The sequence below is a fragment of the Burkholderia stagnalis genome, assembly GCF_039848545.1.
GTDB lineage: Bacteria > Pseudomonadota > Gammaproteobacteria > Burkholderiales > Burkholderiaceae > Burkholderia > Burkholderia stagnalis.
Genome location: NZ_CP156685.1, coordinates 1,703,897 through 1,724,342, shown reverse-complemented (window position 1 = coordinate 1,724,342; position 20,446 = coordinate 1,703,897). Strand labels below are relative to the sequence as shown.

Below are 20,446 nucleotides of genomic sequence, written 5' to 3'. Positions count from 1 at the left end.
GCCCGGCGGGGCGCGAACGCGCATACGCACCCCGAGCCGCCGTCCGGCCGACCCTCCCGATCAGCTATAATTCCGCTTTTTTACGAAGCACGAAAAGCGAAACGATCATGGAAGCGGAACGTCTCAACGCGATCGAAAGCTCCCTGCTCGACCTGCGCAACCGCGCGGGCGAGCTTCGGGGGTATCTTTGACTACGACGCCAAAGCTGCGCGTCTGACCGAAGTCAACAAGGAACTCGAAGACCCGAACGTCTGGAACGATTCGAAGAACGCCCAGGCGCTCGGCCGCGAAAAGAAGCTGCTCGAAGGCGTCGTCACGACGCTGACGGCGCTCGATAGCGACCTGCGCGATGCGCTCGACCTGTTCGAGATGGCCCGCGAGGAAAACGACGAAGACACCCTCGTCGCATCGGAAGAAGACGCCGCGAAGCTCGAGGCGCGCGTGGGCGACATCGAGTTCCGCCGGATGTTCTCGAACCCGGCCGACCCGAACAACTGCTTCATCGACATCCAGGCCGGCGCCGGCGGCACCGAGGCGTGCGACTGGGCGTCGATGCTGCTGCGCCAGTACCTGCGCTACTGCGAGCGCAAGGGCTTCAAGGCCGAGGTGCTCGAAGAATCCGACGGCGACGTCGCCGGCATCAAGAACGCGACGGTCAAGGTGTCGGGCGAATACGCATACGGCTTCCTGCGCACCGAAACGGGCATCCACCGCCTCGTGCGCAAGTCGCCGTTCGACTCGTCGGGCGGCCGCCACACGTCGTTCTCGTCGGTGTTCGTGTATCCGGAAATCGACGACTCGATCGAAGTCGAGGTCAACCCGGCCGACCTGCGCATCGACACGTACCGCGCATCGGGCGCGGGCGGCCAGCACATCAACAAGACCGACTCGGCGGTGCGGATCACGCACATGCCGACCGGCATCGTCGTGCAGTGCCAGAACGACCGCTCGCAGCACCGCAACCGCGCGGAAGCCATGGCGATGCTGAAGTCGCGCCTGTACGAAGCCGAGATGCGCAAGCGCCAGGCCGAGCAGGACAAGCTCGAATCGAGCAAGACCGACGTGGGCTGGGGCCACCAGATCCGCTCGTACGTGCTCGACCAGAGCCGCGTGAAGGACCTGCGCACGAACGTCGAAATGAGCAACACGAAAGCGGTGCTCGACGGCGATCTCGACGACTTCATCAGCGCGAGCCTCAAACAGGGCGTGTAAACGCCGCGGCGCGGCCTGCCCGGGCCGCGCCGCCCTTGCCCTCCCCGTTTGCGTTGCCGCACCCACCCCGAATTCCGACCATCATGACCGAATCGACCCAAACGCAGCCCGCCGTCGCGGCGGACGAAAACCAGATCATCGCCGAGCGCCGCGAGAAGCTGCGCGCATTGCGCGAGCAAGGCGTCGCCTATCCGAACGACTTCCAGCCGACGCATCACGCAGCCGAGCTGCAGGCTAAATTCGCCGACTCGGACAAGGCCGCGCTCGAAGCGAACCCGGTCGAGGTGGCGGTCGCCGGCCGCATGATGCTCAAGCGCGTGATGGGCAAGGCGAGCTTCGCGACGGTGCAGGACGGTTCGGGCCAGATCCAGTTCTTCGTGACGCCGAACGACGTCGGCGCGGAAACCTACGACGCGTTCAAGAAGTGGGATCTCGGCGACATCGTCGCGGCGCGCGGCGTGCTGTTCCGCACCAACAAGGGCGAGCTGTCGGTCCAGTGCAAGGAGCTGCGCCTGCTGTCGAAGGCGCTGCGCCCGCTGCCGGACAAGTTCCACGGCCTCGCCGACCAGGAAATGCGCTACCGCCAGCGCTACGTCGACCTGATCGTCACGCCGGAAACGCGCGACACGTTCCGCGCGCGCACCAAGACGATCACGTCGATCCGCAATTTCATGAGCAACGCCGACTTCATGGAAGTCGAGACGCCGATGCTGCACCCGATCCCGGGCGGCGCGGCCGCGAAGCCGTTCGTCACGCACCACAACGCGCTCGACATGCAGATGTTCCTGCGCATCGCGCCGGAGCTGTACCTGAAGCGGCTGATCGTCGGCGGCTTCGAGCGCGTGTTCGAAATCAACCGGAATTTCCGTAACGAGGGCGTGTCGCCGCGCCACAATCCGGAATTCACGATGATGGAGTTCTACGCCGCGTACACCGATTACCGCTGGCTGATGGACTTCACCGAGCAGCTGATCCGCCAGGCGGCGATCGACGCGCTCGGCACCGCGACGATCCAGTATCAGGGGCGCGAGCTCGACCTCGCGAAGCCGTTCCACCGCCTGACGATCACGCAGGCGATCCAGAAGTACGCGCCGCAGTACACCGACGGCCAGCTGTCGGACGACGCGTACCTGCGCAGCGAACTGAAGCGCCTCGGCGTCGACGTCATGCAGCCGGCGTTCCTGAACGCGGGCATCGGCGCACTGCAGCTCGCGCTGTTCGAGGAAACCGCCGAAGCGCAGCTGTGGGAGCCGACCTACATCATCGACTACCCGGTCGAGGTGTCGCCGCTCGCACGCGCCTCGGACACGGTGCCGGGCATCACCGAGCGCTTCGAGCTGTTCATGACCGGCCGCGAAATCGCGAACGGCTTCTCCGAGCTGAACGATCCGGAAGACCAGGCCGCGCGCTTCAAGAAGCAGGTCGAGCAAAAGGATGCGGGCGACGAGGAAGCGATGTTCTTCGACGCCGACTACATCCGCGCGCTCGAATACGGGATGCCTCCGACAGGCGGCTGCGGGATCGGCATCGACCGTCTCGTGATGCTGCTGACCGACAGCCCGACGATCCGCGACGTGCTGCTGTTCCCCCACCTTCGCCGCGAAGACTGACCCGCTTCGCCTGCGCGCCCTGCGGCGCGCAGGCGACAGCTTTGTAACCGCGCGTAAATCCTGCCTGCCGGCACTCGCCGGCAACCGATCCTCCCCCGTTTTATCTCCTCGCCGATTCGACCTCTCCTGGGTTTTCCCGGTGCCGACGGACGTTTTCCCGCTGCGAATCGTTACAACTTGATACGGCGGCTCGCTCGCGCCTGGACGACACTGCCTTTGCAAAATAAACGCACGATCGCGTGCGAGCTTTGCATGGGACCGACACAAGCGCCGAGGCGCCCACTCCGGTCGACATAGGAGAGCAAAAAATGGACAACCCGAACCAGACCACGCCGCAAAAGCAACGCCTCCACCCGCTCATCGCCACCGCGGCGGGTGCCGTCATCGTCGCGAGCCTCGCGGCGACCGCCGCCATCACGGGCGTGTTCCCGAAGGCTACCGGCAACAACGAGCAGAACGGCCAGACCCAGGCCGCGCTGATCGCGTCGCAACCGGCCATCGACACGGCGGCGGCAGCCAGCGCCGCTCGCGCCGCGCAAGCACAGCAGATCGCGGCCCAGCAAGCCCTGCAGCAGCAACAGCAGCAGCCGGTCGCCCAGGCCCAGCCGCAACCCGCACCGCGTCCGGCACCCACGCACCATCGCCGCCACGCGTCGACCGCACCGCAGCCGCCTCAGTATGCGCAGCAAGGTGGCGGTTACGCTCAACAGCCGTCCCCGTCCTACTGCCAGACCTGCGGCACGGTCGTCGCGATCAATCAGACGCGCACGCCCGGCCAGAGCACGGGTATCGGCGCAGTCGGCGGCGCGGCGGCAGGCGGCCTGCTCGGCAACCAGTTCGGTCACGGCAACGGCCGTACCGCGATGACGGTGCTCGGCGCGCTGGGCGGCGGCCTCGCCGGCAACCAGGTCGAGAAGCAGGTGCGCGCGGAAACCGACTACCAGGTGCAAGTGCAGATGGAAAACGGCACGACGCGCACGTTCACGTATCACAACCCGCCGCCGTTCGGTCAGGGCCAGCGCGTGCGGATCGAGAACGGGACGCTGGTCGGCGCGTGACCGATCCGCTGCACGCGCGTGATGCGCGGGCAGCGTGACGAAGCAACGAAAAACGGCTCGTGATCGCTCACGAGCCGTTTTTCTTGCCGGGGCCGCGCGCACGATGCGGCGCGCGCCGTTCAGTCTTCGTCGTCGAAGTCGGATTCGTCGATCCAGTGCGCCTGGATCGCTTCGAGGATCTTCTCGCCGGAATGCTTCGGGTCGTCGCTGAACCCGTCGAGTTCGAGCACCCACTGACGCAGATCGACGAAGTTGATCCGCTGCGGATCGATGTCGGGATGCTTTTCCGCCAGCGCGATCGCGATCTCGCGCGAATCGGTCCATTTCATCGCCTGCCCTCCTCGGTCAGTGATTTTCCTTCGCATGGTTGATCGAGTACTTCGGAATCTCGACCACCAGGTCCGAATCTTCCTTCACGATCGCCTGGCACGACAGGCGCGACGTCGGCTCGAGGCCCCACGCCTTGTCCAGCAGATCGTCCTCGTCCTCCTCGGACGGCGTCAGGTCGTTGAAGCCCTCGCGGATCACTACGTGGCACGTCGTGCAGGCGCACGACTTCTCGCATGCGTGCTCGATCTCGATGCCGTGGTCGAGCAGGTTGTCGCAAATACTCTTGCCGGGCGTCGCGTCGATCACCGCGCCTTCCGGGCACAGTTCGACGTGAGGCAGCACTACCAGTTGAGGCATGTCCGTTCCGTCAGTCAGGTGCGGCAGGCTGCACCGCACGATTCATCATAACGCCGGCCGCAATCGGCCGGCATGCAAGTCGTTCGCTCAGATCTCGTCGAGCCGGCGGCCTGCCAGCGCGCGCTTGATGCTCTTGTCCATCCGGCGTGCGGCGAATTCGTCGGTGCCTTCGGCCAGCGCCTTGGTCGCCGCCTCGATTGCGTCCGTGTCGTCGCCCTGCGCGACCGTGCGCAGCGCCGCGACGCTCGCATCGACCTGCGCGCGCTCCGCCGCATCGAGCAGTTCGCCGTCGGCGGCGAGCGCCGCGTCCGTCGCCTCGAGCATCCGCTCGGCCTCGACCTGCGCCTCGCGCAGTGCACGCGCGCGCATGTCGACCTCGGCAGTCTTGAAGCTGTCCTCGAGCATCTTCGCGATGTCGTCGTCGGCGAGGCCGTACGACGGCTTCACGACGACCGACGCCTCGACGCCCGAGTGCTGCTCGCGCGCGAACACGGACAGCAGGCCGTCCGCATCCACCTGATAGGTCACGCGGATGCGCGCCGCGCCCGCCACCATCGGCGGGATGCCGCGCAGCTCGAAGCGCGCGAGCGACCGGCAGTCGGCGACGAGCTCGCGCTCGCCCTGCACGACGTGGATCGCCATCGCGGTCTGGCCGTCCTTGAAGGTCGTGAATTCCTGCGCGCGCGCGATCGGAATCGTCGAATTGCGCGGGATGATCTTCTCGACGAGGCCGCCCATCGTTTCGACGCCGAGCGACAGCGGGATCACGTCGAGCAGCAGCCAGTCGTCTCCGCCGCCGCGGTTGCCGGCCAGCAGGTCGGCCTGGATCGCCGCGCCGAGCGCGACCACCTGGTCCGGATCCAGATTGACGAGCGGCGGCTGGCCGAAATGCTTCGCAACGGCGTCGCGGATCACCGGCATGCGCGTCGCGCCACCGACCAGCACCACGCCCTTGATGTCGGCCGGCGCCACCTGCGCGTCGCGCAGCGCCTTGCGGGTCGGCGTCAGCGTGCGCTGCACGAGCGGCTCGACCAGCGCGGCGAAGGTGTCGTGCGTGACCGTCTGCGCAAGCGTCGCGCCGGTCGACAGCGTGACGTCGAGCGACGCCTGCGGCGCCGCCGACAGCGCTTCCTTCAGCACACGCACGCGGTCGAGCAGCAGGCGCACGTCTTCGGGCGCGAGCGTATTCGCGTCGATGCCGGCCTGCGCGAGCACATGGCCGAACAGCGCGTGATCGAAATCGTCGCCGCCGAGCGCCGAATCGCCGCCTGCGGCGAGCACTTCGAACACGCCCTTCGTCAGTTTCAGGATCGACAGGTCGAACGTGCCGCCACCGAGGTCATAGACGGCGTACAGGCCTTCCGCCGCATTGTCGAGGCCGTAGGCGATCGCCGCCGCGGTCGGCTCGTTCAGGAGACGCAGCACATTCAGGCCGGCGAGCCGCGCGGCGTCCTTGGTCGCCTGGCGCTGCGCGTCGTCGAAATAGGCCGGCACCGTGATCACCGCGCCGACCAGGTCGTCGCCGAGCGTATCTTCGGCGCGCTGGCGCAGCGTCGCGAGGATCTCGGCCGACACCTCGACCGGGCTCTTCACGCCGTCGACGGTGCGGATCTGCACCATGCCCGGCGCGTCGACGAATTCGTACGGCGCATTCGCCGCGCCTTCGACCTCGGCCTTGCCGCGGCCCATGAAGCGCTTGACCGACACGATCGTGTTGAGCGGATCGGTTGCGGCCTGTTCCTTCGCTTCGTGGCCGATGCGGCGGCCGCCCCTCTCCAGGTAACGCACCACCGACGGCAGCAGCACGCGGCCTGCGTCGTCCGGCAGCACTTCCGGCACGCTGTTGCGCACGGCCGCGACGAGCGAGTTCGTCGTGCCGAGGTCGATCCCGACGGCAAGCCGCCGCTGGTGCGGCGCCGGCGCCATGCCCGGTTCGGAAATTTGCAGTAAAGCCATCTTGGTTCGTTCGGGCGCTCACGCCCGTTTGCTGCGCATGCCGCGAGGCACGCGGTTAATGTTCGAGACGCTCGATCTGCGCGCTCACTTCCGACGCGACCCGCTCGATGAACATCAGCTGGCGCACCGCCTCGGCGGCGGCCTGGTCGGCGCCGCTGTCGAGCAGCGTGCCGAGGCGCGCGAGCCGCGCGCGCTTCTCGTCGCGCAGTTCGGCCAGCAGCGCGTCGAGCGCATCGACGTTGCGCGCCGCGGCGGCATCCTCGATGCCTTCGCGCCACTCCATCTGCTGCATCAGGAACGCCGGCTCCATCGCGGTGTTGTTCTCCGCGCCGATGTCCACGCCGCGCAGCGACAACAGGTAGGTCGCCCGCTTCAGCGGATCGCGCAGCGTCCGGTATGCCTCGTTCGCACGGGTCGCCCATTGCATCGCGATGCGCTTCTGCGCGTCGCCGGCCGCCGCGAAGCGGTCCGGATGCACCTGCGTCTGCACAGCTCGGTACGCGGTGTCGAGCGCCGCGTCGTCGAGCGCGAATTGCGCCGGCAGGTGGAACAGGTCGAAGTGGCTGTCTTTCAGCGAGACCATCGTCGCGTTCAATCCCAATTCGTCGCGCGGCGAACGCCGCGCATTAAAAAGGCGGCCTGTGCCGCCTCTTGCCCGCATCGCGCGGAACCCGTCACACGCGGAACGATTCGCCGCAGCCGCATTCGTCCTTCACGTTGGGGTTGTTGAACTTGAACCCCTCGTTCAGGCCTTCGCGCGCGAAATCCAGTTCGGTGCCGTCGATGTACGCGAGGCTCTTCGGATCGACGACGACCTTCACGCCATGGCTTTCGAACACCTGATCCTCGGGCGCGAGGTCATCGACATACTCGAGCTTGTACGCAAGGCCGGAGCACCCGGTCGTGCGAACGCCGAGCCGCAGGCCCACCCCCTTGCCGCGCCGGACCAGGTACTTCTGGACGTGCTGTGCTGCTTTTTCGGTCAGTGTAATTGCCATGATGTCCTTGCCGCGGCGCATCGATCGCGATGCGCCGCGCTCCAGCTAAGTCGCTCGATGCCCGCTCAGGCCGCTGCCTGATCGCCTTCCGCGCCGTCGTGGCGCTTCTTGTAGTCGGCCACCGCCGCCTTGATCGCATCTTCCGCGAGGATCGAGCAGTGGATCTTCACCGGCGGCAGCGCCAGCTCTTCGGCGATCTGCGTGTTCTTGATGGCGAGCGCCTCGTCGAGCGTCTTGCCCTTCACCCACTCGGTCACGAGCGAGCTCGACGCGATCGCCGAGCCGCAACCGTAGGTCTTGAACTTTGCGTCTTCGATCACGCCGTCCGCGCCCACGCGGATCTGCAGCTTCATCACGTCGCCGCAGGCCGGCGCGCCGACCATGCCGGTGCCGACTGCGTCGTCGTCCTTCGCGAACGAGCCGACGTTGCGCGGGTTTTCGTAGTGATCCAGAACCTTGTTGCTGTAAGACATGACTCAGACTCCTTGACTCGTTGCGTCTGCGTGCGCCAATCCGCCCGCGGATGTGTTTAGTGCGCGGCCCATTCGATCGTCGACAGATCGATGCCTTCCTGGTGCATTTCCCAAAGCGGCGACAGTTCGCGCAGCTTCGCGATCTTGCTGTTCAGCAGATTGACCACGTAGTCCACCTCCTGCTCCGTCGTGAAGCGGCCGACCGTGAAGCGGATCGAGCTGTGCGCGAGTTCGTCGTTGCGGCCGAGCGCACGCAGCACGTACGACGGCTCCAGCGACGCCGACGTGCACGCGGAGCCCGACGACACCGCGACGTCCTTGATCGCCATGATCAGCGACTCGCCTTCGACGAAGTTGAAGCTGATGTTCAGGTTGTGCGGAATGCGGTGCTCCATGTCACCGTTCACGTACGTTTCCTCGATCTGCGACAGGCCGCGCAGCAGCTTGTCGCGCAGCATGCGGATGCGCTCGTTCTCGGTCGCCATTTCCGCCTTGGCGATGCGGAACGCTTCGCCCATGCCGACGATCTGGTGCGTCGGCAGCGTGCCCGAGCGCATGCCGCGCTCGTGGCCGCCGCCGTGCATCTGCGCCTCGATGCGCACGCGCGGCTTGCGGCGCACGTACAGCGCGCCGATGCCCTTCGGGCCGTAGGTCTTGTGCGCCGAGAACGACATCAGGTCGACCTTCAGCTTTGCGAGGTCGATCTCGACCTTGCCGGTCGATTGCGCCGCATCGACGTGGAACACGATGCCCTTCTCACGGCAGATCTCGCCGATCGACTCGATGTCCTGGATCACGCCGATCTCGTTGTTGACGTGCATCACCGACACGAGGATCGTGTCCGGGCGAAGCGCCGCCTTGAACGCGTCGAGATCGACCAGGCCGTTGTCCTTCACGTCCAGGTACGTGACTTCGAAGCCGTCGCGCTCGAGCTCGCGGCAGGTGTCGAGCACGGCCTTGTGCTCGGTCTTCACCGTGATGATGTGCTTGCCCTTGCCCTTGTAGAAGTTCGCGGCGCCCTTGATCGCGAGGTTGTCCGATTCGGTCGCGCCGGAAGTCCAGATGATCTCGCGCGGATCGGCGTTCACGAGTGCGGCCACCTGTTCGCGCGCCTCTTCGACGGCACGCTCCGCATCCCAGCCGTACGCGTGACTGCGCGACGCCGGGTTGCCGAACTGCTCGCGCAGATACGGCACCATCTTGTCGACCACGCGCGGGTCAACCGGCGTCGTCGCGCTGTAATCCATGTAGATGGGCAGGTGGAGAGTCTCTTGGGTCATCTGTCGCTCCGGGTATTCTGTGCAGGGACGTTGTGCGTTGTAGGGTATCGGCGGGCCGCGTTCGCGGTCACGAGCTCGCGATGTTGAACACCGAATTCGGGCCGAGCGGCATCGTGCGCACCGGCTCGGCGGGCGCGGCGACGGGCTCCGGCGAGCGCCGGTCGCGCAGCACCGCGGGCGCGCCTTCGCGCGTGCGCTGCTGATCGACGAGATCCTGCAGCGACACCGAATCGAGGTATTCGACCATTTTCTGATTGAGGGTCGCCCACAGCTCGTGCGTCATGCAGTGGCCGTCGGGCTGCTTCGAGCCGTCGCACGTGCCCTTGCCGCCGCACTGCGTCGCGTCGAGCGGTTCGTCGACGGCAATGATGATGTCGGCAACGGTGACGTCCTGCGCGCGGCGCGCGAGGTTGTAGCCGCCGCCCGGCCCGCGCACGGACTCGACGATTTCATGCCTGCGCAGCTTGCCGAACAGCTGTTCGAGGTACGAGAGCGAAATCCGCTGGCGCTGGCTGATGCCTGCAAGCGTCACCGGGCCCTGCTCCTGGCGCAGTGCCAAGTCAATCATCGCTGTAACGGCGAAACGACCTTTGGTGGTGAGTCTCATGGTGTAAGGGGACCGCAATCTTGACGATTTTGGTCAAGTATAAATATTTGACGATTTTAGTCAAGTATCCATGTCTCTGACAGGGTATTCGCGAAGCGGCTAACGAAAACCTCGGAACGTCAGCGCGGCACGCGCCGGCGCAGCGTATCGAGCAGGCCGCGGCACGCGGCCTCGCATTGGTCGAGCACCTGCTCGAAGCCCTGCGCGCCGCCGAAATAAGGGTCGGCGACTTCGGATTCCGCCGCTCCGGGCGCGAACTCCATCAGCAGCCGCACCTTGTCGCGATGCTCGGCGGGGCAACGGCGGCGCAGTTCCGCGAAATTCGCGCCATCCATCGCGAGCAGCAGGTCGAAGCGCTCGAAATCCGCCCCGCTCACCTGCCGTGCCCGCAGCGCCGACAGGTCGTAGCCGCGCGTGCGCGCGGCTGCCTGCGCCCGGCTGTCGGGTGCCTCGCCGACATGCCAGTCGCCGGTGCCGGCCGAATCGACGTCGATCCGGTCGGCCAGCCCGGCGGCCTCCACCTGATGGCGCATCACGCCCTCGGCGGTGGGAGAACGGCAGATGTTGCCGAGACAGACGAAACAGATCGCAACGCGGGTCATCGCACTACCGGAACACCGCGGCGAGCCGCGCAATCGGGGGAAGGCGCCATTATACAAAGGCGCCCGGAATCTCGCCGCCGCGCAACGCGACGGCAAACTGCGCTACAGCGCCTTCGGCGCGGCGAGCACGACGTCGCCGGCTGCGGCAGGCAGCGGCCGCGCCGCGTCGCCGACGAGCCCGAACGACACGGTGCGCGCCAGTTCGGCCGATGCCTGGTCGACCTCGAGCGGCCCCCGCGACGGCGCGGCGCCGACGGCATGCAGATACGCGGCAGCCGCAAGCGGCACCACGATCGCCAACGGCCAGTACATCGATATTCTCTTTTTCATGATGCGACCTCCTTGACCTGATGCCCCGGAAACCCACTCCCGGGGACTACAGGGCAGATTCTATAGATCGCATCTATCAGGATAAATACGCAAATAGCGAACTCAGTGTTGCGGCCGGATGAACAGTCGCGCGACGTTCAGCCGAGATGGCTGCGCGACGCCGCGTAGAGCTCGCGGAACGTGCGGCCCGTCGGCACCGGCAGGTCGCGCGTATCCATCCAGCCGCCCATCATCGGCAGGCGCCGCAGCATCCCCCCGCCGCCGCCGAGCCGCTCGAGGATGCGCACCATCAGCTTCGTCGTCAGCGCATAGAGCGTCGGGCGGCGCGCGACGAAGCCCCACGCGGCGAGCGCCGCGCGTTCGCGCCACGGCCGCAGGTGCCGTTCGACCTGCTTCTCGCGCAGCGTGCGCAGCAGGTGCGACAGCGGGATGCCGACCGGACACACGCTGTCGCACTCGCCGCACAGCGTCGCCGCCTGCGGCAGGTCGAGCGTGCGCTCGAGGCCGACGTAGCTCGGCGTCAGCACCGAGCCCATCGGCCCCGGATAGACCCAGCCATACGTATGGCCGCCGACCTTCTGGTAGACCGGGCAATGGTTCATGCACGCGCCGCAGCGGATGCAGCGCAGCATCTCCTGGAACTCGCCGCCGATCAGGCCCGTGCGGCCGCCGTCGACGAGCACCACGTACATGTGCTCCGGGCCGTCCTCGTCGCCCGGCCCGCGCGGGCCGGTCAGCAGCGAGAAATAGTTCGACGTCTTCTGGCCGGTCGCCGAGCGCGGCAGCAGGCGCATCGCGGTCGAGAGATCCTCGAGCGTCGGCAGCACCTTCTCGATGCCGGTCACCGCGACGTGCACGCGCGGCATCACCGTGCACATCCCCTCGTTGCCCTCGTTCGTCACGAGCACGACCGAGCCCGTCTCGGCGATCACGAAGTTGCCGCCCGTCACGCCCATGTCCGCCGACAGGAAATGCGGGCGCAGCACCTCGCGGGCCTCGCGCGTCATCTCCGGGATCTCGGTCAGCCGCTCGCGATGGTGGGTGCGCGCGAACAGGTCGGCGATCTCGTCCTTGTCCTTGTGCACGACGGGCGCAATGATGTGGCTCGGCGGCTCGTTGTCGTTGATCTGCAGGATGTACTCGCCGAGATCCGTCTCGATCGACTGCACGCCCATCTCGCCGAGCACCGCGTTCAGGCGCATTTCCTCGGACACCATCGACTTGGTCTTGATGACCTTCTTCACGTCGTGGCGGCGCGCGATGTCGGCGACGAGCCGCGCGGCGTCGGCCGTCGATTCCGCGAACAGCACGGTCGTGCCGCGCCGCGCCGCCTCGCGCTCGAACGCCTCGAGCCACACGTCGAGGTTCTCGAGCGCGCGGTTGCGGCGCGCCTTGAGCGCGGCGCGCGTCGCCGGGAAGTCGATCTGCGTGATCGCGTCGGCGCGCGCGGATACGAACTTCGCCGACAGCTTCTTCAGGTTCTGCTGCAGGCGCTGGTCGGCGAGCTTCTGGCCGGCGCGCGCCTTGAAATGCATCGATTGGACTTGCATCGCGGTATCGGGGGAAATGTGAGCGGAACCGGGCGTCAGACGTCGCCCGCCAGCACCTGCGCGATGTGCAGCACGCGCGTGTCGCGGTCGCCGGTGCGGCGCAACCGCCCTTCGATGTTCAGCATGCAGCCGAGATCGCCGAGCACGACGGCGCCCGCGCCCGATGCGCGCACATTCGCGCATTTCTCGTCGGCGATCGCTGCGGAGATGTCGCCGTACTTGACCGCGAACGTGCCGCCGAAGCCGCAGCAGTGCTCGCAATCCTTCATCTCGGCCACCGCGACGCCGCGCTGCGCGAGCAGCGCGCGCGGCTGCGCCTTCACGCCGAGCTCGCGCAGCCCCGAGCACGAATCGTGGTACGTGACCGGGCCCGCGAATTCGCCCCGCTCGAGCGTGACCTTCGCGACGGTCGCGAGGAAGTCGGTCAGCTCGTAGACCTTCTGCTGGAACCGCGAGAAACGCCCCATCATTTCAGGATCGTCGCGGAACAGGTTGCCGTAGTGCGCGCGGATCATGCCGCCGCACGACCCCGACGGCGCGACGACGTAGTCGAACTGCTCGAACTCGCGCAGCGTCTTTTCGGCGAGGTCGCGTGCGAGCGCGCGATCGCCCGAGTTGTAGGCCGGCTGGCCGCAGCAGGTTTGCGCGGGCGGCACGATCACCTCGAAACCCGCGTCGCGGATCAGCTTGAGCGCGGAAAAACCGATCTCGGGACGCATCAGATCGACCAGACAGGTCACGAACAAACCGACTCGCATAGGCGCTCCTTCGAGAAAACGGCTCTCATTATCCGCCGTTTGCCCGGCAAGACCAACGCCGGCGCACGCGGGCAACCCGCCGGAAACGGATGCGAGGACTTCCTCGAACGCCGTTCGCTTTTTTCACGATACGAGATACAATCGTCGCAATAGCGCTTGCCGCATCAACCGATTCCCCCCGACATGACCAACCCGACCCCGGATTCCAAAACGTCGATCCAGGTGATCGAACGCATGATGAGGCTGCTGGATGCACTCGCCGAGCACAGCGACCCCGTGAGCCTGAAGGAGCTGGCGCAGCGCACCGAGCTGCACCCGTCTACCGCGCACCGCATCCTCAACGACATGGTGACCTGCCGCCTCGTCGACCGCTCCGATCCGGGCACGTACCGGCTCGGCATGCGGCTGCTCGAACTCGGCAACCTCGTGAAGGCGCGCCTGTCGGTGCGCGACGCGGCGCTGATGCCGATGCGCGAGCTGCATCGCCTCACCGGGCAGACCGTGAACCTGTCGGTGCGACAGGGCGACGAGATCGTCTATATCGAGCGCGCGTATTCGGAGCGCTCCGGGATGCAGGTCGTGCGCGCGATCGGCGGCCGCGCGCCGCTGCACCTGACGTCGGTCGGCAAGCTGTTCCTCGCGGCCGACGAGACGTCGCGGGTGCGCGCGTATGCGACGCGCACGGGGCTCGCGGGCCACACGCAGAACAGCATCACCGACATCGCGAAGCTCGAGCGCGAGCTGACGATCGTGCGCCAGCAGTCGTGCGCGCGCGACAACGAGGAACTTGAGCTCGGCGTGCGCTGCATCGCGGCCGGCATCTACGACGACTCGGGCAAGCTCGTCGCGGGCCTGTCGCTGTCGGCGCCGGCCGACCGGCTGCAGGACGCGTGGCTCGGCCAGCTGAGCCGCACCGCGCTGACGATTTCGGAATCGCTCGGCTACCGGCCGGAGAACACGAAGGAACTGGACGGCCTGCAGCGCCAGGCCTGAGCCGCCGCGGCACGGTCCGCCGGACGAAAAAAGCCCCGCGATTGCGGGGCTTTTTGTTGGCATGGGCGCTGACTTCGGCCCGGCGACGGCGCACCGCCGCTGAACCGGATCAGGTGCCGCCGTTCGGCGCATTGGCCGCCGTCAGGCGCTCGCCGCCGCCGTTGTCGAGCCAGTTGCGCAGCCGCGCGGCATCCGCGAAGCGCGAGTACTTGCCGTACGAATCGAGCAGCACGATGACCATCGGACGGTTGTGGATCGTCGCCTGCATCACGAGGCATTCGCCCGCCTCGTTGATGAAGCCGGTCTTCTGCAGGCCGATGTCCCACGTATTGTTGCCGCGGATCAGCGCGTTCGTGCTGTTGTAGGCCAGGTTCCGCTTGCCCGTGTACACCTCGTAGCTGCGATCGGTCGAGAACTTGCGGATCATCGGATACTGGTACGCCGCGTTGACCATCTTCACGAGGTCGCGCGCGCTCGACACGTTCTGGCTCGACAGCCCGGTCGAATTCTCGAAGTGCGTGTCGGTCATGCCGAGCGTCTTCGCCTTCGCGTTCATCGCCGCGATGAACGCCGGACGGCCGCCCGGGTAGTAGCGCGACATCGACGCCGCCGCGCGGTTCTCCGACGCCATCAGCGCGATGTGCAGCATGTCCTCGCGCGACAGCACCGAGCCGACCGACAGGCGCGAGCCCGTGCCCTTCTCGTAGTCGCGGTCTTCGTCGGTGACTTCGATCTGGTCGGTCAGCGGCAGCTTCGAGTCGAGCACGACCATCGCCGTCATCAGCTTGGTGATCGACGCGATCGGCACGACGGCATGCGAATTCTTGTCGAACAGCGGCTCGCCGGTGTTCTGGTCGACGACATACGCGACGCTCGAACGCAGCGCGAGCGCATCGGGCGTGTCGTGCAGGCCGAATGCCTGGCCGACAGACGGCTGGCGCGGCTGGAACGCGACCCGGCGCACGGCGCCATGGTGGCCGCGCACGTTCGCGGCGAGCGTCGCGCGCTTGCGCGCGGACTTGGCACGCGGCGCCTCGGCGTTGGCGGACGCCGATTTCACCGACTTCTTCGCGGACGACGAAGCAGTCGCTTTCTTCTTGGCGGCTTGTTGGGACTTCGCAGTGGCGGCAAAGGCGTCAGCGGGCGCAACGGTGGCGGTGGCCGCGAACAAGGCGACGGCAACCGACACCGCTGTGCCGAGCGCCATGCTCTGCAACATTCTGCGCGGTGAAAACGATTCGGCTTTCATTGGGGTCTGGACAAAGCGGGGGAGGTTTCCGCAAGTGTAGTTAAGGCTGAAAAAATAAGCAATATTAGGCACTTACCGATCGTCTTTAAACCGGATTGTAAGCGTCGCCGAACATTCGCTCGATCGACTCCCCTGCCCCCATCGAAAAAAATCATGACGGAGGCACAGCCCCACAGTGCTCGTCTCCCGATTACCACGCGGTTAATTGAGATAACGTCACTTTCAGGGCGATTTAAAGCGGGGAAACTACGTATCCGGCGCTCGGAGCGGCTGCGGCGCGCGTTCCGCGTCACGGCGAAGGCACATCGCCGCAGTCGCGTCGGAACGGCGCGCTTTTCGACAAGAACATGATCACAACGTTCCACCCCCCTGTCAGGTTTACTTGTGCGCGATGTTGGTGCGCCGCATGCGCCGGGCGGCCCTGCGCAACATGTGGGACAGCCACTGAAACCGTTTCCGAAAAGCTCAACTAACCCGTTGTTTTGTCGATAAATTGTCGGTATTGTGCATCGCACAAAAAATGCTTGACATCGGCTTGTTCTGCCCTAAAATAGGTTCCATTGCTGCGTTGCACAAAGCACGCGCATCCGAAGTTCCCCTGCGTAGTGCCCTTTATCCTTGCGATCGACGCGATCGCTTTTCAGGAGCATGACATGTCCTTGCTGACCCCGGAGCAAATCGCCGCCGCACAGAAAGCCAACCTCGAGAGCCTGTTCGGTCTGACGACCAAGGCATTCGAAGGCGTCGAAAAGCTGATCGAACTCAACCTGCAAGTCGTGAAGTCGACGCTCGCGGAATCGCAAGAAAACGCCCAGCGCCTGCTGTCGGTGAAGGATGCGCAGGAACTGATCGCGCTGCAGACGAGCCTCGCGCAGCCGGTCGCGGAAAAGGTGCTGTCGTACGGCCGTCACGTGTACGAAATCGCATCGGCGACGCAAGCCGAGTTCGCGAAGGTCGCGGAAGCGCAGTTCGAAGAGCAGAACAAGAAGGTCCAGGCCCTCGTCGACAACGTCGCGAAGAACGCGCCGGCCGGTTCGGAAACGGCTGTCGCCGCGCTGAAGTCGGCGCTGAACGCCGCGAACACGACGTACGAAACGGTGCAGAAGGCTGCCAAGCAAGCAGTCGAGATCGCCGAAACGAACTTCAACGCCGCCGCCGCCGTCGCGACGAAGGCTGCCAGCGCAGCGGCTTCGCGCCGTTCGAGCAAGCCGGCCGCGTAAGCGTCCGTCGCTCCCGAAAAGCCGCGCCCAGCGCGGCTTTTTCTTTTTGGGGTGCGATAACCGATAACCGGCCGTGGCGCACGGCCCTGCTTCCACGCCGTCGCGCACAAAAAGCAACGCCGCTTCCCGGTGCCCCGGAAAGCGGCGTTGTTCATGGCCGGCGCGGACCGCCGGCCATGGCTGCTGCGGCGCGTTACTTCTTGCGCTGCGGCGGCAGGTCCGTGCAGACGCCTTCGTACAGTTCGGCCGCCATGCCGACCGATTCGCCGAGCGTCGGGTGCGGATGGATCGTCTTGCCGATGTCCTCGGCGTCCGCGCCCATCTCGACGGCCAGGCACACTTCGCTGATCAGGTCGCCCGCGTTCAGGCCGACGATGCCGCCGCCGATCACGCGATGGGTTTCCTCGTCGAAGATCAGCTTCGTGAAGCCTTCGTCGCGGCCGTTCGCGATCGCACGGCCCGACGCGGCCCACGGGAACACGGCCTTGCCGTACTTGATGCCTTCGGCCTTGCACTGCTCTTCCGTCTTGCCGGCCCACGCCACTTCCGGATCGGTGTAGGCCACCGACGGGATCTGCAGCGCGTCGAAGTACGCCTTCTCGCCGTGCGCCGCTTCCGCCGCGACGTGGCCTTCGTGCACGGCCTTGTGCGCGAGCATCGGCTGGCCGACGATGTCGCCGATCGCGAAGATGTGCGGGACGTTCGTGCGCATCTGCTTGTCGACTTCGATGAAGCCGCGGTCCGTGACGGCGACGCCGGCCTTGTCGGCGCCGATCTTCTTGCCGTTCGGGCTGCGGCCGACCGCGACCAGCACGAGGTCGTAGCGCTGCGGTTCCGCCGGCGCCTTCTCGCCCTCGAACTTCACGTAGATGCCGTCTTCCTTCGCTTCCGCGCCGACCGTCTTGGTCTTCAGCATCACGTTGCCGAAGCGCTTCGCGTTGTACTTCTCCCAGACCTTGACGAGATCGCGGTCCGCGCCGTTCATCAGGACGTCGAGCATTTCGACGACGTCGATCTCGGCGCCGAGCGTCGAGTAGACCGTCGCCATTTCGAGGCCGATGATGCCACCGCCGATCACGAGCATCCGCTTCGGCTGCTGGCGCAGCTCGAGCGCGCCGGTCGAATCGACGATGCGCGGGTCGTCCGGCAGGAACGGCAGCTTCACCGATTGCGAGCCGGCCGCGATGATTGCCTGCTTGAACCTGACGACCTTCTTGCCGCCCTCGCCCTGCACTTCCATGTGATGCGGATCGACGAACGTGCCGACGCCCGTCACGACTTCGACCTTGCGCGCCTTCGCCATGCCGGCGAGGCCCGTCGTCAGCTTCTTGACGACGCCGGACTTGAAGTCGCGCAGCTTGTCGAGGTTGACTTCGGGCTTGCCGAACGTGATGCCGTGCGCGGCGAGCGCTTCCGCCTCTTCGACGACGAGCGCGGTATGCAGGAGCGCCTTCGACGGGATGCAGCCGACGTTCAGGCACACGCCGCCGAGCGTCGAATAGCGTTCGACGAGCACCGTCTTCATGCCGAGGTCGGCTGCGCGGAACGCGGCCGAGTAACCGCCGGGGCCGGCGCCGAGCACGAGCATGTCGCACTCGATGTCGGCCGTGCCGCCGAAGCTGCCTGCTTGCGGCGCCGGGGCCGGCGCGGCGGCGGGCGCAGCCGCGGCCGGCTTCGCCGGTTCGGCGGGCTTCGCGGGTGCGGCGGCGCCTGCTGCTTCGACGAGCGCGATCACCGTGCCCTGCGAGACCTTGTCGCCGGCCTTGACCTTGATTTCCTTCACGGTGCCGGCGATGTCGCTCGGCACTTCCATGGATGCCTTGTCCGATTCGAGCGTGATGAGCGTCTGCTCTTTTTCGATCGCGTCGCCCGGCTGGACGTTGATTTCGATGACTTCGACGCCGCTGAAATCGCCGATATCCGGAACCTTGACTTCGATGAGACTCATGTACGTCCCCTTCTTGTTTAGCTGCTGACAGACGGAGGGAAACCCGCGAGATGAACCTGACTACGGCTTGACTGGAGAACGGGGGCATGGGCAGGACCACCTTTGCCGTCCGCCCAAGGACGCGCCTTTCTTTTGGTTACTTTTCTTTGGACGACAAAGAAAAGTGACCGCCGCCCCGCGCAGGGGCGACGCCAATAGACCGTTACCAAAACAGGTTCAACGACGAGGCGTGGCCAACCGACACAAGACCCCCCCCCCGCGAGCCCCACCGCTCGTCAAAGAATCACGCGACGGAAGTCGCCCAGAATCGCGGCGAGATACGCATTGAACCGCGCGGCTTCCGCGCCATCGATCACGCGATGGTCATACGACAGCGACAGCGGCAGCGTGAGGCGCGGCACGAACTGCTTGCCGTCCCACACCGGCTTCATCTGGCCGCGCGACAGGCCGAGGATCGCCACCTCCGGCGCGTTGATGATCGGCGTGAAGTTGGTGCCGCCGATCCCGCCGAGCGACGAGATCGAGAAGCAGCCGCCCTGCATCTGGTCCGGCTTCAGCTTGCCTTCGCGCGCGGCCTTCGACAGGTCGCTCATTTCCTTCGCGATGTCGACGAGGCCCTTCTTGTCCGCATCGCGGATCACCGGCACGACGAGGCCGTTCGGCGTGTCCGCGGCGAAACCGATGTGGTAGTACTGCTTGAACACCAGGTTGTCGCCGTCGAGGCTCGCGTTGAAGGTCGGGAACTTCTTCAGCGCCGACACGACCGCCTTGATCACGAACGCGAGCATCGTGAACTTCACGCCCGCCTTCTCGTGCTCCTTGTTCAGTTGCACGCGCAGCGCTTCGAGCTCGGTGATGTCCGCTTCGTCGTTGTTCGTGACGTGCGGGATCATCACCCAGTTGCGATGCAGGTTCGCGCCCGAGATCTTCTTGATGCGCGACAGCGGCTTCGCCTCGAACGGGCCGAACTTCGCGAAATCGACCTTCGGCCACGGCAGCAGGTTCAGCTCGCCGCCGCCGGCCGGCGCGGCTGCTGCAGCCGGCGCCGCACGCTGGCCCGTCATCACGCCCTTCACGAAGCTCGTGACGTCTTCCTTCGTGATGCGGCCCTTCGGGCCGCTGCCGCCGACGCGCGACACGTCGACACCGAGCTCGCGCGCGAACTTGCGCACGGACGGCGATGCATGGCTCGCGCGGTATTCGCCGGACGGCGCGGCAGCAGGTGCTGCGACCGGAGCCGGCGCTGCCTGCGGCGCGGGCGCCGCAGCGGCCGGGGCCGGAGCGGCAGCGGGCGCCGGTGCGCTGGCCTGCGGCGCGGCGGCTGCAGGTGCACCAGCAGCTTCGAGCAGCACGATCAGCGTCCCTTCGGACACGGCATCACCGACCTTCACCTTGATGTCCTTCACGACGCCGGCGGCCGGGCTCGGCACGTCCATCGTCGCCTTGTCCGACTCGAGCGTGACGAGCGACTGTTCCTTCTCGACCGTGTCGCCGACCTTCACGCCGATCTCGATCACCGGCACGTCCTTGTAGTCGCCGATGTCGGGCACCTTCACCTCGAGCGTGCCGCCGCCGGCTGCCGCGGGCGCCGCGGCCGGAGCCGGCGCCGCTGCGGGCGCAGCCGCCGCCGGTGCGGCGGCAGGCGCGGCCGCGCCGTTCGGCTGCGCCGCGGCGCCGCCTTCGAGCAGGATGATCAGCGTGCCTTCCGACACCGAGTCGCCGACCTTGACCTTCACTTCCTTGACCGTGCCGCCCGACGGGCTCGGCACGTCCATCGTCGCCTTGTCCGATTCGAGCGTGACGAGCGACTGCTCGGGCTCGACCGTGTCGCCCGCCTTCACGAGCACTTCGATGACGGGCACGTCCTTGTAATCGCCGATATCCGGCACCTTCACTTCGATCGCTTGACTCATCT

At 66.4% G+C, this 20,446-nt stretch carries 20 protein-coding genes; 5 read left to right on the top strand and 15 right to left on the bottom strand.

All coding sequences use genetic code 11. The features are described from left to right. Window positions 1-107 precede the first annotated feature (107 nt). From prfB to ABFO07_RS08100, 3 genes are all read left to right on the top strand, one after another. A protein-coding gene (gene prfB / locus ABFO07_RS08110) for a peptide chain release factor 2 (protein WP_124483289.1) occupies window positions 108-1,212 on the top strand; the annotation gives its coding sequence in 2 pieces (ribosomal slippage) (window positions 108-188 and window positions 190-1,212; 1,104 coding nt in all). An 83-nt stretch (window positions 1,213-1,295) separates the two neighbouring features. Then, window positions 1,296-2,822: a lysine--tRNA ligase gene (gene lysS, locus ABFO07_RS08105; RefSeq protein ID WP_347468617.1), complete on the top strand. Its 1,527-nt coding sequence runs from the start codon at window positions 1,296-1,298 to the stop codon at window positions 2,820-2,822. 308 nt (window positions 2,823-3,130) lie between these two features. Next, entirely contained in the window at window positions 3,131-3,880 is a 750-nt protein-coding gene (locus ABFO07_RS08100) for a glycine zipper 2TM domain-containing protein (protein ID WP_059567519.1), read from the top strand. 119 nt (window positions 3,881-3,999) lie between these two features. Here the strand turns inward: ABFO07_RS08100 and iscX are convergent, their stop codons facing one another. The 12 genes from iscX to ABFO07_RS08040 form a co-directional block, all read right to left on the bottom strand. Beyond that, complete coding sequence (gene iscX, locus ABFO07_RS08095; protein WP_059567520.1) at window positions 4,000-4,209, bottom strand: Fe-S cluster assembly protein IscX; 210 nt, start codon at window positions 4,207-4,209, stop codon at window positions 4,000-4,002. 16 nt (window positions 4,210-4,225) lie between these two features. After that, on the bottom strand, window positions 4,226-4,567 hold the full coding sequence (fdx, locus tag ABFO07_RS08090) for an ISC system 2Fe-2S type ferredoxin (RefSeq protein WP_059567711.1): 342 nt from the start codon (window positions 4,565-4,567) through the stop codon (window positions 4,226-4,228). Between the two features lie 87 nt (window positions 4,568-4,654). Next, window positions 4,655-6,523 carry a Fe-S protein assembly chaperone HscA gene (gene hscA, locus ABFO07_RS08085; RefSeq protein ID WP_060363625.1) on the bottom strand — a complete coding sequence of 623 codons (1,869 nt, stop codon included), beginning with the start codon at window positions 6,521-6,523 and terminating at the stop codon, window positions 4,655-4,657. A 55-nt stretch (window positions 6,524-6,578) separates the two neighbouring features. Continuing rightward, the gene (hscB, locus tag ABFO07_RS08080) at window positions 6,579-7,106 is read right to left on the bottom strand and encodes a Fe-S protein assembly co-chaperone HscB (RefSeq protein WP_017331805.1); all 528 of its coding nucleotides are present in this window, start codon (window positions 7,104-7,106) and stop codon (window positions 6,579-6,581) included. A 91-nt stretch (window positions 7,107-7,197) separates the two neighbouring features. Then, complete coding sequence (gene iscA, locus ABFO07_RS08075; protein WP_011549461.1) at window positions 7,198-7,521, bottom strand: iron-sulfur cluster assembly protein IscA; 324 nt, start codon at window positions 7,519-7,521, stop codon at window positions 7,198-7,200. A gap of 65 nt (window positions 7,522-7,586) precedes the next feature. Next, window positions 7,587-7,994 (bottom strand): Fe-S cluster assembly scaffold IscU, encoded by a 408-nt coding sequence (gene iscU, locus ABFO07_RS08070; protein WP_059567523.1) that lies wholly within the window; start codon window positions 7,992-7,994, stop codon window positions 7,587-7,589. Window positions 7,995-8,050: 56 nt separating this feature from the next. Beyond that, entirely contained in the window at window positions 8,051-9,274 is a 1,224-nt protein-coding gene (locus tag ABFO07_RS08065; RefSeq protein WP_026044603.1) for an IscS subfamily cysteine desulfurase, read from the bottom strand. Between the two features lie 67 nt (window positions 9,275-9,341). Continuing rightward, window positions 9,342-9,881, bottom strand: a complete 540-nt coding sequence (gene iscR / locus ABFO07_RS08060) for a Fe-S cluster assembly transcriptional regulator IscR (protein WP_059890355.1) — start codon at window positions 9,879-9,881, stop codon at window positions 9,342-9,344. Window positions 9,882-10,000: 119 nt separating this feature from the next. Next, entirely contained in the window at window positions 10,001-10,483 is a 483-nt protein-coding gene (locus ABFO07_RS08055) for a low molecular weight protein-tyrosine-phosphatase (protein WP_059890357.1), read from the bottom strand. A gap of 102 nt (window positions 10,484-10,585) precedes the next feature. Beyond that, entirely contained in the window at window positions 10,586-10,813 is a 228-nt protein-coding gene (locus tag ABFO07_RS08050; RefSeq protein WP_034177994.1) for a hypothetical protein, read from the bottom strand. Window positions 10,814-10,950: 137 nt separating this feature from the next. Further along, the gene (locus tag ABFO07_RS08045) at window positions 10,951-12,363 is read right to left on the bottom strand and encodes a lactate utilization protein B (RefSeq protein WP_059567527.1); all 1,413 of its coding nucleotides are present in this window, start codon (window positions 12,361-12,363) and stop codon (window positions 10,951-10,953) included. 35 nt (window positions 12,364-12,398) lie between these two features. After that, complete coding sequence (locus ABFO07_RS08040; RefSeq protein ID WP_347468616.1) at window positions 12,399-13,121, bottom strand: (Fe-S)-binding protein; 723 nt, start codon at window positions 13,119-13,121, stop codon at window positions 12,399-12,401. Window positions 13,122-13,304: 183 nt separating this feature from the next. On the opposite strand from ABFO07_RS08040, the gene ABFO07_RS08035 reads away from it, so the two are divergent. Beyond that, on the top strand, window positions 13,305-14,114 hold the full coding sequence (locus tag ABFO07_RS08035) for an IclR family transcriptional regulator (RefSeq protein ID WP_059567532.1): 810 nt from the start codon (window positions 13,305-13,307) through the stop codon (window positions 14,112-14,114). Window positions 14,115-14,223: 109 nt separating this feature from the next. On the opposite strand, the gene pbpG is transcribed toward ABFO07_RS08035, so the two are convergent. Beyond that, window positions 14,224-15,363 carry a D-alanyl-D-alanine endopeptidase gene (gene pbpG / locus ABFO07_RS08030; protein ID WP_059567534.1) on the bottom strand — a complete coding sequence of 380 codons (1,140 nt, stop codon included), beginning with the start codon at window positions 15,361-15,363 and terminating at the stop codon, window positions 14,224-14,226. A 653-nt stretch (window positions 15,364-16,016) separates the two neighbouring features. Here pbpG and ABFO07_RS08025 point away from each other — a divergent pair. Continuing rightward, a complete protein-coding gene (locus tag ABFO07_RS08025; protein ID WP_059878984.1) occupies window positions 16,017-16,583 on the top strand; it encodes a phasin family protein in 567 nt (188 codons plus the stop codon). A gap of 193 nt (window positions 16,584-16,776) precedes the next feature. On the opposite strand, the gene lpdA is transcribed toward ABFO07_RS08025, so the two are convergent. Both lpdA and aceF read right to left on the bottom strand, forming a co-directional pair. Then, window positions 16,777-18,531: a dihydrolipoyl dehydrogenase gene (gene lpdA / locus ABFO07_RS08020; RefSeq protein WP_059878980.1), complete on the bottom strand. Its 1,755-nt coding sequence runs from the start codon at window positions 18,529-18,531 to the stop codon at window positions 16,777-16,779. 275 nt (window positions 18,532-18,806) lie between these two features. Further along, the gene (aceF, locus tag ABFO07_RS08015) at window positions 18,807-20,444 is read right to left on the bottom strand and encodes a dihydrolipoyllysine-residue acetyltransferase (protein WP_059878978.1); all 1,638 of its coding nucleotides are present in this window, start codon (window positions 20,442-20,444) and stop codon (window positions 18,807-18,809) included. Between the last annotated feature and the right edge of the window lie 2 nt (window positions 20,445-20,446).